A 14798-nucleotide genomic window follows, 5' to 3' on the forward strand; every position below is an offset into this window, starting at 1 on the left:
TCTTTTGTTCGAAACCTGGTGCCGCTACTGGATCTTGCTGCGTAGCTCCTTGATCTGATTCACCGTGACCATGCCCGTCGGCTTGACTTTTCCGCCGCTGTCCACAGACCAGACCACCATGGGGGCGTTGATGTCTCCGTACCGGTCAAACTGCAGCGGCCCCGATGCGCCCACATACTGGATCACCTCGTGTTGCGCGAGCATCTTTTCCGCCTTCTTGAGCTCGGCCGCACCGGCATAGACTTTCTTGCCGTGAGGATCGGTCACCTTGGGGATGGCGTCGCGGATGGCCATGCCGTCGGCACGCTTCGCGTAGTCGATGGCGAGGCCGATGATGACCGTCGCGTCATAAGCGTTGGGGATATAGGCTTGCGTAGGTAATTCGCCGAACTTGGTCTGGAACTCCTGCTTGAAGGTCGCAAGCGAAGGCGTCGTCTCCGAGCCGGCCGCCGTGCCGTGTACATGCTTCATGTACTGCGTGCCCACGTCATTGACGAAATCCTGGGATTCCAGCCCGTCGGGCAGAAGGAAGTTCTGCGGACCTCCGGCTGAAATCCATTCGCGCGCGATGGTCGTGCCGTCGCCCGGATAGCCGATCAGGAACAGCGCATCAGGTGCTGGATCCATTGCCTTGCTGACTTCCGCGCGATAGGAGGCCTGGCTCGGGTTGTAGACGACGTTTTGCGTGACCGCGCCCCCGAGCTTCGTGAACGCGTTGGCGAACTCGGAGCTGAGCCCCTGCCCGTAGGCATTGTTCAGATAAAGCACAGCAACCTTCTTTATCCCGGCATCGAGTGCAACCTTAGCTATCGCTACGCCTTGCAGCGCATCCGAGGGTGCCGTCCGGAACCAGTAGCCGTCTGTCTTGCCGTCCTTCGCGAGCTGGGTGAAGGTCGGCGAGGTGGAGGCGGGAGAAATCAGCACGACCTTGCCCGGCACAGCCACGGCGGTCAGGATGGCTCCGCTGACACCGCTCGAAAGCGCGCCGACGATGGCCGGCACATGCTGCACGTCGACCAGCTTCTTGGCTGCATCCACTCCAACGGAGGGTGCGGTCTGGTCATCCAGCAGAGCCAGATCCACAGTGCAGCCGTTGGCACCGCCGGCCGCGTTGAGATCCGACACAGCCAGCTGCACGCCTTTGGCAATCTGCTGGCCGAGCACGCCCAGCGATCCGGTCAACGCCATCACACTGCCGATTGTGGTGGTGCAGGCTGCATGAGCCTGGCCGCAGGTCAAGATGCAAACGCACGCAGCACTGACAAACAAAAGTTGCTTTGACACGGCGAATTCCTCCGTTCTTTAACCTTCGGTTACCGAGAAAGTCAGCCATCGCATTGTTAACTGCCAAGGATGAAACCGGACGAGGCGCATTGACGTATGGTTGTACGGCGCGATGCGCGCCCGACGCAGTTGTGGAATTGCTTATCTCATGCGCGACGGTGGGCCCCGATCAAGGGAAATGGATTGCGCACGGTTTGTCCGCCTGCTTCGTCTGGTTTGTCATGGACGTGCGTACGTGGCTTGGGATCGTGAACAGGTCGGGAAGCCGCGACCTTACGTTCCTTTTGTATTTGAGTTGTCCACCACGAATAAATTCCCGATCGTTGGGATTTGACCATTTTTTCTGCCCGTCCACCGAAAGCAGAAAATATTCCCCCAAACCCCCACCAGACTTGGCTTTCAGGGGGAAAGCTTCAGCATATAATCGCCGGCAGATTACCCTCTGCGTCAGGCTCTTTTTTGTGGTGCTGCTTCGAACGGCTTTGTCACGTTGGCGCTGCGGTCAGTTAAGAAGAAGTGGTGAAGAAAACGAAATCGCTGTATCACGGTCACCGGTTCCCGGCGTCAGTCATCAGCCACGCGGTACACTGGTATTTCAGGTTCCAGCTCAGCCTGCGCTGTCCCGAGGTGCCGAAGAAGATCGTCACTGACCAGTTGCCCAGTTACCCCGCAGCAAAGACCGAAATCCCGGAGCTGGCGAACGTGAAGCATGTGTTCGTCAAGGCGGCCGCTCGCGTCAACAACGGTGCAGAGAACAGCCATCAGCCCACGCGTGAACGCGAGCGACGTATGCGTGGTTTCCGCCTGCCCGGGCGCACGCAGGCGTTCCTGTCGTGCTTCGGTCCGATCCGACAACACTTCGCGCTCAAGCGTCATCTGCTGCGCGCTTCGCTTTATCGAAAGCAGCTTGCGACCCGGTTTGAAGCCTGGCGTCTTTTCACCGGTCTCACCCAGAATCCGTCTGCTGTTTTCTGAGCGACTGTTTCGCCTGAACACGATTCGTCCGGTGATCGGCAACGTGACAAAGCCCAACGTTCGAAGTAGGTAAAAACGCGAACTAACCGGCCGCTGCAGACGTCCTCTATGCTGTAAAAGAGGACAATCGCCCATGCAGTTAAGCCATCTCCACTATTTCCCTCTTCCGCTTCCATTCTTTTCGATGCTGGTGGGGATATTTCTCCTCCTCGTGGGCCTTCTTCGGATCGGGGCGTTGCACTACGTATCCATGCGCCTCGGTATAAGCTTCGGCGCCGCCCTGCTTCTGCTCCTCGGAATGCTGGCAGGCAGCTATTTCAACATCCCGCTAGCCGAGTTGCCGGCGCAGGAAGTACGGTCCGGGCAAGAGATCGTTTTCTTCGGGATGCACTACGTAGTGCCAGTGGTCGTCGAATGGCCCGGGACGGTCATAGCGGTAAATGTCGGCGGAGCGCTCATTCCGGGTTTGATGTCGCTCTATTTGCTTTTCAGACATCACCTGTGGCTCCGGGGTCCCGTCGCGATTGCCCTCGTCGCTGCAGTGTGCCACCCGTTGGCCCATCCCATCCCTGGATTCGGTATCGCATTGCCAGTCTTCGTTCCCGTGATGACTGCTGCCGTGGTCGCGCTTCTGCTCTCGCCCAACCTCGCTGCTCCGCTCGCCTATATCAGCGGAAGCCTGGGCACACTCATTGGTGCGGATCTGCTCAATCTGGGACGCATTCAGGGTCTTGCTGCGCCAATAGCCTCGATCGGCGGAGCGGGGACGTTCGACGGAATATTTCTGACCGGTATCCTTGCGGTGCTTTTCGCCAGCCTTACGCGGCCGCTGCGTCGCGTGGGACATGGCTCCGAAGGCAAGAAAGCTCCGTGATGGCGCCGCCCAGTTGCGAGACAGCAAGTCCAGAGCCGTTTTTTTTCGAAAGGCCTGACCGCACGGGCGGATATCCGATCCCTCTACGTCCTGAGTATGGGCGAAGCCAGCGACGCGAGCGAGGCTTGTCTTCGATATCTTGACGTGCTGGGAGGGCCGGTAGCCAGTATAAGGTGGTCTGCACAGGTAGCGCCGACCGCTAGGGCGTAAAGTGGCCCCGAATGCGCGTCCTGTCGCGCTGCAGAGGTGCCCCTCAAAAACAACGCAAACGGCAGCTGTTGATACGGAGGCGACGGTGGACAAGCAGACGCACTTCAATATCGGTTACACAATTGCCGCAGTCATCGCCATTCTGCTGTTCCAGAGTTGGTGGGTCGCCCGACAGCAAGTCGAGACGATCCCTTTTAGCCAGTTCGAGCAGCTTCTGAAGGACGGAAAAATAGAAGCCGTCAACGTGCGTGGCAATCTCCTTGACGGCAAGCTGTCAAAACCGCTGGCCGATGGGCGCCAGTTATATTCGACCGTGCTGGTCCGGCCTGACGTCTACGCCCTGCTGGACAAGTACAACGTGAAGGTGACCGGTGTGGTGGATAACCACCTGGTTAGTGATATTTTGTCGTGGGTGCTGCCTGCGGTATTTTTTGTCGGCATATGGATGTTCGCGGCCCGGCGTCTTGCCGAACAAGGCGGCATGAGCGGGCTCATGACAATCGGCAAGAGTAAAGCCAGGATCTTTGTCGAAAAGGACACCAAGGTTACGTTCGAGGATGTAGCGGGAGTCGATGAAGCAAAAGACGAATTGATCGAGATCGTCAATTTCCTGAAGAGGCCGCAGCATCATGGCCGTCTCGGTGCCCGCATCCCGAAAGGTGTGCTGCTGGTCGGCCCGCCGGGAACAGGAAAAACATTGCTCGCCCGCGCAGTTGCTGGTGAAGCGGGCGTCCCATTTTTTTCGATCAGCGGATCGGAATTTGTTGAAATGTTTGTAGGAGTTGGAGCAGCACGCGTCCGCGATTTGTTCGAGCAAGCCCGCAAAGTCGCGCCATGCATCATCTTCATCGACGAACTCGACGCACTGGGGCGAGCGCGCGGCATCGGATCCTTGGGAGGGCACGACGAGAAGGAGCAGACACTCAATCAACTCTTGATGGAGTTGGATGGCTTCGACCCTCAAACAGGCATCGTGCTGCTGGCCGCGACAAACCGGCCGGAAGTTCTCGACCCTGCCCTTCTACGCGCGGGACGGTTTGATCGCCAGGTTCTTGTAGATCGACCAGACAAGGCCGGGCGTATTGCTATTCTCAAGATATACCTGAAGGGAATACGAGCAGGAAAGGATATCGAACCTGAGCAGATCGCGGCGCTTACGCCAGGATTCTCCGGTGCCGATTTGGCAAATCTGGTGAATGAAGCAGCTCTCCAGGCGACAAAGCGTGATGCTCAATCCGTTGACATCACGGATTTCACCGTTGCGATCGAGCGAATCGTCGCAGGGTTGGAGCGGAAGAGCCGCTTACTTATTCCAAAGGAGCGGGAGATCGTCGCGTTCCATGAGATGGGGCACGCTCTGGTGGCGTTGGTCACGCCCGGCGCAGATCCGGTTCAGAAGATATCAATCGTGCCGCACGGCATCGGCGCTCTGGGCTATACAATGCAACGCCCGACCGACGATCGCTTCCTGATGAGCCGTACCGAGCTCAGGGGGAAGATGGCCGTGCTTCTTGGCGGCCGCTCAGCCGAGGCGCTTGTCTTCGATGAGATATCCTCCGGAGCGGCGGATGATTTGGCAAAAGCGACGCATATCGCCCGGATGATGGTCACGCGCTTCGGCATGTCCGAAGATTTGGGACAAATGGCCTATGAATCGCAACCCAACGCCTTCCTTGGCGATCCGGCTTCGGTCACCCGCGAGTATAGCGAGGAGACCGCACGGGAAATCGACTGCGCCGTGCGCGCCCTGGTGCGGGATGCAGCGAACGCCGCAATGGAAATCCTGAGAACGCACCGAAAGCAGTTAGACGAAGGGGCAAAACTTCTTCTCGAAAAGGAGACTTTGCTGCCGGACGAGTTACCTCGCATTGGTTAGTATCATCCACATCTGCGCCGATCTTGTTTACCGCTGATATTGCCCACGCCGCAGACTTGGCGACGGCTTTGATAATCATATAGCCGGCCTCGCGCCGTTCCGGTAGGACGGCTATATGATTATCAGAGCCTCCATCGGGCTCGAAAAGACTGGTCTGGGGTGTCCATTTAACCGGAGTTGAGCGTAGACAGGGGCAATGGAAGGTCCCACGCCAGCACCCAATACCCTAGGTTCCTTGGGAGTATCAGGCTTGGTTCCCGACTGATGCAGGCTGCTGGACTGGAATGGCTGCGATGGCCTTGCGGCTTCGTCAGCCCATCCTGTGGTCATCCGAGAGGATGGCGGAGGCAACGCGGATATCCGCCCAGCTTAGAGCGACCTTCCTGAGCCGCCCGGAGAGGCAAAGCGCTAACTCCGGTTAAATGGACACCCCAGAGACTGGTTATGGTTTCGTCCGGTCGTGATCACCAAACCTGCTCGAGTCAACATTCCCCACGCTTCCCGATACTGGTTATAGACCCTACAGCGATCTACCAGTATTCCGACTTATCGGCGATTGCGGCGGGTTATTCGGCGGCAGCCCACGTCCGGATCCGATGGAGCGGAAGTCGTTTGCCATCGCGCCGCTCGCGATTGGCGAACGGCGGGCTAGAGCGAACTCCGCTTGATGGCAACGGGCGGCATGCTGGAATGAAAAATGCTTGCGGTTTCAGCAATTTGAAAGTCTCATTATCGGTAATACTGCGGTGTCCACCATCCTTGTTGTCGGTGACGATCCCAACATCCTGACCGCCCTCCGGTTCCTGCTGGAGCCGGAGGGTTATCACGTTTTGACCGCACAGAACGGGGAGGCGGCACTAGCCGCGGCTGGTATCGAATCACCGGCGCTGGTTGTGACGGACTGGAAAATGCCCCGGCTCGATGGTGTGGAACTGTGCTGGCGCCTGCGGCGCAGTCGCGCAACAGCGGGAATTCTATTGGTTATGGCCGCCGGCACGCTTGCGCCGCCCTTGGCAGGGCGGCCGTGGGACGTGTTTCTTCTGAAGCCGGTGCAGGCAGTCTGCCTGCTCAACGCCATCCGCGGGCTCCTGTTGCAGGTCTCGTCCGACACGAACGCGAGCCGATAGGTCACACACCGCTTTTGCATATGCGCGTACAGATCAGGCGGTCGCGTCGTTGTCGGAATAGAAATAGGCGTCGAGCGTCCAGGGCAGCGCGATCTGCCGTCTCACCAACCGGACGAGCGCTCCGGACGAAATGTCGCCGAAGGTGAAGGTGATCTCCTCGAAGCCGTGACGGTTGTCAATACCGATCTGGACCTGCTCAACATCAGCGGCGTATTGCCCGAGCGCTTTCCATGCAGCTACGACCTGCAGCGTACCCCGGATTGCGCGCACGGTCAGCCGGTAACGGGGACCGTCGACAGGACTGTTGCGTGAGGAGACGATGCGGATGGCGAAATCATTCGGCAGCACGAGGATCTGCGCACAGTCCGGCGACGCCGGCGGCGTCGAGCGGGAGCGGATCATGTTGCACTGGTGGTTCCCGCGTGGCCCGCAAGACGCTCCTTCATCCAGTTGATGAGGCTCCCGCTCAGTACATACTGGACCTGCCGGGGCGACATCGCGTGATGAACTTCGAAGGTGCCGCCCCGCGTTGTGTTCTTGACGGTCAGTCCGTGGCTCCTGGTCAGCGCATCATGGACGCCATCAAGCCGCAGCACGTCGCCGACCGCAATGTCGTCATAGTCGGCGGGATCGTCAAATGCCAGCGCGAGCACGCCAAAATTAACGAGATTCTGCGCGTGGATGCGTGCGAAACTTTTCGCCAGTACAACGCGCAGTCCGAGAAAGCGTGGCGCCAGCGCCGCGTGTTCGCGACTCGAACCCTGTCCGTAGTTGGATCCGCCAATAACAAGATGATCACCGGTTTCCTTCGCACGCCGCGCATAGGCAGGGTCAATTCGCTCGAACGCAAAATTCGCAATTTCCGGGATGTTGCTGCGAAGCGGCAGCACCCGCGCGCCGGCCGGCATGATTTCATCTGTGGAGACGTTATCTCCCGCCTTCAGCATCACCGGCATTTCGATCATGTCGGGCAGCGATTCGAACGCCGGCAGTGGGGCGATATTCGGGCCTTTGAGCAGCGTCACCCGCAACGCTTTTTCAGCGGAAAGCGGAGGGTCGAACATCTCGCGATGGACGATCGGATGATCGGGATCGGCAACGCGCGGATACGGCATGCCGAGCGTGCGCGGATCCGTGATCTCACCCGTGAGGGCCGACGCAGTGGCGGTTTCGGGGCTGACGAGACACACCCTGTCTTCGGGTGTGCCCGAGCGGCCGGGGAAATTGCGCGGCACGGTGCGCAGCGACAACCCGTTGGTTGCGGGTGCCTGACCCATGCCGATGCAGCCGTTGCAGCCGGCCTGATGCAGGCGCGCGCCGGCATGAAGCAGGTTCACGATATGGCCGTCGCTCACGAGCATTTCGAGCTGTGCCCGCGAGGTGGGATTCACGTCGAACGACACACGGTCATGGACGGCGCGTCCACGCACCATGGTTGCCGCTATCGCGAAGTCGCGGTAACCGGGATTGGCGGATGAACCGATGTAAGCCTGATGGATCGGCTCGCCCGCGACCTCGCGCACGGGAACCACGTTGTCCGGGCTCGACGGCATGGCGATCAGCGGCTCGAGCCGCCCGAGATCGATTTCGTCACGAACATCATAGGTCGCACCAGGGTCAGCTATCAGTTCGGTCCAGTCGGCTTCCCGTCCCCACGCACGCAGGAAGCGCCGGACCTCCTGATCGGAGGGGAAAACGGTGGTGGTCGCACCGAGTTCGGCACCCATGTTTGCAATGACATGCCGGTCCATGGCGCTGAGTCCATCAAGCCCTGGACCGTAGTATTCGATGATCCTGCCGACGCCGCCATCGACCCCATGACGGCGCAGCATCTCGAGGATCACATCCTTCGCACTTACCCAGTCGGGCAACCGGCCCGTCAGTTTCACGCCCCAGATCTCGGGCATGCGCGTGAAGAACGGCTCACCTGCGATCGCCAGCGCGACCTCGAGTCCGCCCGCACCGATGGCCAGCATGCCGATTGCGCCAGCGGCGGGCGTGTGACTATCAGAGCCGAGCAGCGTCCTGCCCGGTTTGCCGAAGTTCTCCTGATGACACGGATGGCTGACCCCGTTGCCGGGCCGTGAGTACCACAGTCCGAAGCGTTGCGCGGCGCTCTTCAGAAAGAGGTGATCGTCGGCATTGCGGTAGTCCTCCTGGATCAGGTTATGGTCCACATACTGCACGCTGACTTCGGTCCTCGCCCGGTCCAGTCCCATGGCTTCGAGCTCCAGCATCACGAGCGTGCCGGTCGCGTCCTGCGTCAGCGTCTGGTCAATCGAGATGCCGATCTCCGCGCCAGGCGTCATGTCGCCCTCGATCAGGTGAGACCGGATCAGCTTGCGTGCAAGGTTCATGCGCATGGCCCCATCCTCCGAAGCCGGTTCACGGCAGGATCGTACCGGCGATGGTTGACTCCGGTTCGCCAGAGAGCGGAGATGTCTGCGCTCATGTGCGTGGCAGCAGCCGTGACCGCTGGATCGATCCTGGCCACAGCCGATAATCCACGCGACGAGTTCACCCACTGTCGCGTAAGTATAAGTGTAGGGCGAGCACGAAGGAAATCACCACCGGTATGACCGGCTTCTTGTGAGCACTATCGCACTACCGGTTCATGACGCGCCGTCGAGACGCACTGCATTTGTAACGGCAGGCGAACCACCTGGAAAAGGCATTCATGTCGATGGCGATGGCATCGCAGACGTCGGGTGCGGTTGCGATAGATGCACCGTGTTGGTTGCCTTCCGGAAACTGCCAAGGTCCATTAGCGCGCATAATGCGACGAGATCGTCCAGATCGAAATGCTCATCGGACAGCGCGGGCGTGATTGGTGCTTATTTCCAATCGATCGATACCCTGGTTGGATATTCTGGTTGCAATTGACATGGTCGATGTCCTTGTAATCGGCGGCGGCAATGCCGCCCTCTGCGCGGCGCTGATGGCGCGCGAAGCGGGCGCTTCGGTGCTGCTCGTCGAAACGTCGCCGCGCGAATGGCGCGGCGGCAATTCACAGCACACGCGCAATCTGCGCTGCATGCACGATACCCCTCAGGACGTGCTCGTCGGCGAGTATCCCGAAGAGGAGTTCTGGCAGGACCTGTTGAAGGTCACGGGCGGGCAGACGAACGAAGCGCTCGCCCGCCTCGTGATCCGGGCCTCGTCGAGCTGCCGTCCGTGGATGCACCGTCACGGCGTGCGTTTCCAGCCGTCGCTGTCGGGCGCGCTCCATACGGCGCGCACCAATGCGTTTTTCATGGGCGGCGGTAAGGCGCTCGTCAACGCGTACTACCGCAGCGCCGGGCAGCTCGGCGTACAGATACGCTACGATGCGCCCGTCGACCGGCTCGAGCTCGACGGCCCGCGCTTCGTCGCGGCTTATGTGGCCGACGAACGCATCGCGGCGCGCAGCTGCGTGCTTGCAGCCGGCGGCTTCGAATCGAACCGCGAGTGGCTGCGCGCCGCGTGGGGACAGAACGAGCGCGGCGAGTACCCGGCCGACAACTTCCTGATCCGCGGCTCGCGCTTCAACAACGGCACGCTGCTGCGCTTCATGCTCGACGCCGGCGCGGACCGCATCGGCGACCCGATGCAGGCTCACATGGTTGCGATCGACGCGCGAGCGCCGCTCTACGATGGGGGAATCTGCACGCGCATCGATTGCGTATCGCTCGGCATCGTCGTCAACCGGGAGGCCGTGCGCTTTTACGACGAAGGCGAGGACTTCTGGCCAAAGCGCTATGCGATCTGGGGCCGGCTCGTCGCGCAGCAACCGGGCCAGATTGCCTATTCGATAATCGATGCAAAAGCCGTCGGCCGTTTCATGCCGCCCGTGTTTCCCGGCGCGCGGGCGAACAGCCTGCGGGAACTCGCCCGCGCGCTCGACCTTGAGGATGCGCGCTTCATGCAGACGCTCGACACCTACAACGCGGCGTGCCGGCCCGGCACGTTCGACCACACGCAGCTCGACGACTGCCACACCGAAAGCCTCACGCCGGCCAAGACACACTGGGCGCGTCCGATCGACACCGCACCCTTCTTCGGCTATGCGCTGCGGCCGGGCGTCACCTTCACCTATCTCGGTCTGAAGACCGATCAGACAGCCGCCGTCCACTTCGGCGGCGTCCCCAGCCCGAACCTGTTCGTGGCCGGCGAAATGATGGCGGGCAACGTGCTCGGCCAAGGTTACACGGCGGGCGTCGGCATGAGCATCGGAACGGCCTTCGGCCGCATCGCGGGGAGCAACGCGGCCGCCGCAGCACGCCAGGAACACGCAGATGCAGCCGCTTGAGATCCTGATCCGCGATGCCCGGGCCGCGGCGGATGGTTCGTCGTTCGTCCCACCCGCCGCCACCGCGGAGAACGAAGTCGCGCGCATCCTGCAGATCTGCAATGCATGCCGCTATTGCGAAGGCTTTTGCGCGGTATTTCCAGCGATGACACGGCGTCTGGAGTTCGGCAACGCCGACGTGCATTACCTCGCGAACCTGTGCCACAACTGCGGCGCCTGCCTGCACGCGTGCCAGTACGCGCCGCCGCATGAGTTCGCGGTGAACGTGCCTCAGGCGATGGCTCGCGTGCGCCTGCGCACGTACCGCCTTTACGCGTGGCCAAGCGCTTTCGGCAGACTTTACGAGCGCAACGGGCTCGTGGTCTCGCTGGCGCTCGCCGCCGGCTTCGCGCTGTTCCTGATTCTCGCGCTCGCGCTGCGCGGCACCCTATGGCGCGCCGCGCCCGGAGGCAGCTTCTACGATGTATTCCCGCACCGGCTGATGGTCGGCGTGTTCGCGCCGGTGTTCCTGTTCGCGGTCGTTGCGCTTGGCGTCGGCGTGCGGCGCTTCTGGCGCGAGATGGGGCCCGGCGTGGCGAGTGCCGCGGAAACGGCCGAGGCCGGCGCGGCGGTGGCCACGCTCAAGTATCTCGGTGGCGGCCACGGCGACGGCTGCAACAACGACGACGACCGCTTCTCGCTCGCCCGCCGACACTTCCATCAGACCACCTTCTACGGCTTTCTGCTGTGCTTCCTGTCAACGAGCGTCGCCACGCTCTATCACTACCTGCTCGGTCTCGAAGCGCCGTATGCGTACATGAGCCTGCCGGCGCTGCTGGGCATCGCGGGCGGCATCGGCATCACGGCCGGCACGCTCGGCCTCGGATGGCTGAATCTGCGCCGACACCCGCTGCAGGGCGATGCGCAACAAAAACCGATGGATCTCGGCTTCATTGCGATGCTGCTGTTCATCGCCGTGAGCGGACTCGCGCTCGCCGCGTGGCGCGCGAGCGCGGCGATGCCTACGCTGCTCGCGCTTCATCTGGGCGCAGTGATCGCCTTGTTCCTGACGATGCCTTACGGAAAATTCGCGCATGGGCCGCTGCGCGCGGCAGCATTGCTCAAGTGGGCGATCGAGCGCCGCCAGCCGAATTGCCTGAGCCTTGCCGACGATTAACGCAGTAGACTGCAGACAGAGAATAGCTTTAATTAATAAAAGCACGCAGAAACGCGGATGATTCGGACCACACTCCGACGGGGCGCACATCACGCTCCAGGATACGGTTAACGAGCGCAAGGAGACAAAAAATGGCAACAATCGAAAAAGGTGTAGCAGCGCCCTCGCAGCAGCAGATTTTCAAGGTTGCGCTGGCCAGCATCATCGGGTCGGTCATCGAGCAGTACGACTTCCTCGTCACGGGGATTATCGCCGCCACCGTCTGGGGCGAGATCTTCTTCAAGCTGCCCAATCTCGCCGCCATCGCGGCCGCGATCGGCGTGTACGGACTCGGCATCGTGATCCGCCCCGTAGGCGCGTTCATCTTCGGGAACATCGCCGATCGCAAAGGCCGCAGGGACGCGATGGTCTATGCGCTGTTGCTGATGGGCGTGAGCACGCTTTTAATCGGACTGACGCCGACTTACGACAGCATCGGCGCCGCCGCCCCCATCCTCCTGATCCTGTTCCGCCTGGTGCAGGGCATCAGCTTCGGCGCCGAATTCGGCACCGCTGCGACGTGGGTCGTCGAGCAGGCGGCGAAGTCCAAGCGTCGCGCGTTCTGGGGAGCCTGGGTCGGATTCGCGATCCCGCTTGGCCTCCTCCTCGGCTTCGGCTCGGTCATCCTGGTCAAGTCGCTGATGTCGCCCGAGCAGTTCACCGCCTGGGGCTGGCGGATCTTCTTTTATGTCGGCTTCGCGGTGGCGATCGTCGGCATCGTGATCCGGACCCGCACCATGGACAGCTTCGTGTTCGAGCGCTTCAAACATGGCGCCGAAACGCTCAAAAGTCCGGCCGCTCGCGTGTGGAAGGAAATGCCGCTACGCATCTTGCGCACGTCGCTCGTGAACGCGATGTTCGGCGGCGCGTTCTTCCTGAGCTTCGTGTTCGGCACGAGCTACATGAAAGCGGTCGGCTTCGCCGGAACACTCGCGGAAACGATCGGCCTCATCGCTGCCGCTTCGATGCTGGTGTTCATGATCATCGGCTCGCTGCTCGCGGACATCATCAACCGACGCACGATCCTGCTGATCTCGGCCGTGGTCTTCCTCGTGTGGGCGATCCCCTATTTCTACCTGATCAACACCGGCAACTTCTGGCTCGCGGTGCTCGCCGAGGTGATCGGCTTCGGCTTCGTGTTCGGCTTCGGATATGGCGCGATCCCGACCTTCTATACCGAGAACTTCCCGACGCGCTACCGCGCGTCGGGCGCGAGCGCCGCCTATCAGGTGTCGCAGGTCTACGGCGGGGGGCTCATTCCGATCATCGCCGGCCTGATCCTGCATGCGTACGGGATCCATCGAGCCTATATTTATATCGGTCTCTTCGTGATGGTCTACGCCGTGGCGGCAATCCTGGCGATCCTCGCGACGCCGGAAACCAAGGGCGTCGATCTCGAATTCTGATTCGGCAAGGAGCAACGCGATGTCGTCTGCCTCGCTCGCCCTGACCCGCACCCTGTGGAATGCGCTCGGCGGCCAGGCCGACGATGTCGACCGACTCGCCTTTCGCGGCACCGGCAGTCTGCCGTCGGCGTTCGCAGTCACCGACTTCGCCGCCGCGTCGGTCGCCGCCGCGGCGCTCGCAGTCGACGAACTGCTCGCGCATGCGCATCCGCACGCCGCGCGCTCGCTCTCGGACGAGCCCACTTCATCCCCCTTTCAGACCCGCCAACCCGCGGCTGTCGAAGTCGACCGGCGGCTTGCCTCGTTCTGGTTTGCGACGTCGCTGCGCCCGGACGGTTGGCAGGTTCCCCCGTTGCGCGATCCATTGACGGGCGACTACCCGACCCGCGATGGCTGGATCCGCCTGCATGCTAACGCGGCTCATCACCGGGCGGCCGTGCGTCGCACGCTCGGCGCGGTCGCCGACCGCCACGCGGCCGCCGCAGCCGTCGCGACATGGGAAGGCGCCGACCTCGAACAGGCGATCATCGATGCAGGCGGTTGTGCCGCGCAGATGCGCGACGCCGACGCGTGGCGTACGCATCCACAAGGCAGCGCGGTAGCGGCCGAACCGGTCGTCGCGTACGACAAGGGGCCAACTGGCACCGTGCCCGGCTGGCCCATCGCGCTCAAGCGACCGCTTGACGGCGTGCGCGTGCTCGACGTGACGCGCGTGCTCGCCGGGCCGACGGCTACGCGCTTTCTTGCGGGCCTGGGCGCGACGGTCTTGCGCATCGATCCCCCGGACTGGGACGAGCCCGGCGCCGTGCCGGACGTCACGCTCGGCAAGCGCTGCGCCCGGCTCGACTTGAAAACGTTATCCGGACATACGACGTTTGCTGGGCTACTGGCGGACGCCGATGTGCTCGTGCACGGCCTGCGCCCGGGCGCGCTCGACCGGCTCGGCTTTGACGCGGCCACGCGCGAGCGCCTCGCGCGCGGGCTCGTAGACGTCAGCCTCGATGCTTACGGCTGGAGCGGACCTTGGGGGATGCGTCGCGGCTTCGATAGCCTGGTGCAGATGAGCAGCGGCATCGCCGACGCGGGAATGCGCTGGCGCGCATCCGCCTCGCCCGTCCCGCTACCGGTGCAGGCGCTGGACCACGCCACCGGCTATCTGGTGGCGGCCGCGGTGCTGCGCGGCCTGAAGCGCCGGCTCGAGCACGGCATCGCGACGCGCGCGCGACTCTCGCTCGCCCGGACCGCAAGACTGCTCATCGACTTCAACGCACCGTGGGACGACACCTCGCTCGCCTCGGAATCCGCAGCCGACGCGAGCGCGGCGATCGAATCGACTCCATGGGGGCCGGCTCGCCGCATTGCGGCGCCGTGGCGGATCGCCGGCGTCGACGTGCACTGGGATTTGCCGGCTAGCGCATTAGGCAGCGCGCCCCCATGCTGGCCCTGAAGTCTTGCGCATGCGCTGCCGATGAACTGTCGTAGGGATCCATTCGTTAAGCCTCGCGGCTCCCATCCTTATCGACGAGGCGGCGGCGCACGAGCTCCGGATGGCCGGCGCAATAC

At 62.2% G+C, this 14798-nt stretch carries 11 protein-coding genes; 8 read left to right on the forward strand and 3 right to left on the reverse strand.

Translation table 11 applies throughout. The annotated features are described in order from the left end of the window. Positions 1-24 precede the first annotated feature (24 nt). Positions 25-1284: an ABC transporter substrate-binding protein gene (locus OKW39_RS31645; protein WP_143037205.1), complete on the reverse strand. Its 1260-nt coding sequence runs from the start codon at positions 1282-1284 to the stop codon at positions 25-27. A 519-nt stretch (positions 1285-1803) separates the two neighbouring features. On the opposite strand from OKW39_RS31645, the gene OKW39_RS31650 reads away from it, so the two are divergent. The 4 genes from OKW39_RS31650 to OKW39_RS31665 all read left to right on the forward strand — a co-directional run bounded on the left by OKW39_RS31650 (position 1804) and on the right by OKW39_RS31665 (position 6346). Next, the gene (locus tag OKW39_RS31650; protein WP_090810181.1) at positions 1804-2259 is read left to right on the forward strand and encodes a DDE-type integrase/transposase/recombinase; all 456 of its coding nucleotides are present in this window, start codon (positions 1804-1806) and stop codon (positions 2257-2259) included. Between the two features lie 133 nt (positions 2260-2392). Beyond that, complete coding sequence (locus OKW39_RS31655) at positions 2393-3133, forward strand: DUF1614 domain-containing protein (protein WP_429333603.1); 741 nt, start codon at positions 2393-2395, stop codon at positions 3131-3133. Positions 3134-3428: 295 nt separating this feature from the next. Then, positions 3429-5219 (forward strand): ATP-dependent zinc metalloprotease FtsH, encoded by a 1791-nt coding sequence (gene ftsH, locus OKW39_RS31660; protein WP_429333602.1) that lies wholly within the window; start codon positions 3429-3431, stop codon positions 5217-5219. Between the two features lie 701 nt (positions 5220-5920). Next, on the forward strand, positions 5921-6346 hold the full coding sequence (locus OKW39_RS31665; protein ID WP_429333601.1) for a response regulator transcription factor: 426 nt from the start codon (positions 5921-5923) through the stop codon (positions 6344-6346). 33 nt (positions 6347-6379) lie between these two features. Here the strand turns inward: OKW39_RS31665 and OKW39_RS31670 are convergent, their stop codons facing one another. Beyond that, a complete protein-coding gene (locus OKW39_RS31670; RefSeq protein ID WP_429333600.1) occupies positions 6380-6748 on the reverse strand; it encodes a hypothetical protein in 369 nt (122 codons plus the stop codon). Further along, positions 6745-8709 (reverse strand): aconitate hydratase, encoded by a 1965-nt coding sequence (locus OKW39_RS31675; protein WP_429564441.1) that lies wholly within the window; start codon positions 8707-8709, stop codon positions 6745-6747. The genes OKW39_RS31670 and OKW39_RS31675 overlap by 4 nt, the downstream gene beginning before the upstream one ends. 521 nt (positions 8710-9230) lie before the next feature. On the opposite strand from OKW39_RS31675, the gene tcuA reads away from it, so the two are divergent. From tcuA to OKW39_RS31695, 4 genes are all read left to right on the forward strand, one after another. Continuing rightward, positions 9231-10634, forward strand: coding sequence for an FAD-dependent tricarballylate dehydrogenase TcuA (tcuA, locus tag OKW39_RS31680; protein WP_429564442.1), 1404 nt, complete (start codon positions 9231-9233; stop codon positions 10632-10634). Further along, entirely contained in the window at positions 10621-11790 is a 1170-nt protein-coding gene (gene tcuB, locus OKW39_RS31685; RefSeq protein ID WP_429364088.1) for a tricarballylate utilization 4Fe-4S protein TcuB, read from the forward strand. Before tcuA ends, tcuB begins: the two co-directional genes overlap by 14 nt. Positions 11791-11921: 131 nt before the next feature. Further along, complete coding sequence (locus OKW39_RS31690; RefSeq protein WP_429333596.1) at positions 11922-13235, forward strand: MFS transporter; 1314 nt, start codon at positions 11922-11924, stop codon at positions 13233-13235. Between the two features lie 19 nt (positions 13236-13254). Beyond that, positions 13255-14682: a CoA transferase gene (locus OKW39_RS31695; protein WP_090806806.1), complete on the forward strand. Its 1428-nt coding sequence runs from the start codon at positions 13255-13257 to the stop codon at positions 14680-14682. The last annotated feature ends 116 nt before the right edge of the window (positions 14683-14798 follow it).

Source organism: Paraburkholderia sp. MM6662-R1 (genome assembly GCF_050436245.1).
GTDB lineage: Bacteria > Pseudomonadota > Gammaproteobacteria > Burkholderiales > Burkholderiaceae > Paraburkholderia > Paraburkholderia tuberum.

What these genes read in the sequence shown, in the direction of transcription:
- OKW39_RS31655 (WP_429333603.1), top strand. Translation starts at nt 2,393, where the DNA reads ATGCAGTTAAGCCATCTCCACTATTTCCCTCTTCCGCTTCCATTCTTT.
- tcuA (WP_429564442.1), top strand. Translation starts at nt 9,231, where the DNA reads ATGGTCGATGTCCTTGTAATCGGCGGCGGCAATGCCGCCCTCTGCGCG.
- OKW39_RS31695 (WP_090806806.1), top strand. Translation starts at nt 13,255, where the DNA reads ATGTCGTCTGCCTCGCTCGCCCTGACCCGCACCCTGTGGAATGCGCTC.
- OKW39_RS31690 (WP_429333596.1), top strand. Translation starts at nt 11,922, where the DNA reads ATGGCAACAATCGAAAAAGGTGTAGCAGCGCCCTCGCAGCAGCAGATT.
- tcuB (WP_429364088.1), top strand. Translation starts at nt 10,621, where the DNA reads ATGCAGCCGCTTGAGATCCTGATCCGCGATGCCCGGGCCGCGGCGGAT.
- OKW39_RS31675 (WP_429564441.1), bottom strand. Translation starts at nt 8,709, where the DNA reads ATGCGCATGAACCTTGCACGCAAGCTGATCCGGTCTCACCTGATCGAG.
- OKW39_RS31670 (WP_429333600.1), bottom strand. Translation starts at nt 6,748, where the DNA reads ATGATCCGCTCCCGCTCGACGCCGCCGGCGTCGCCGGACTGTGCGCAG.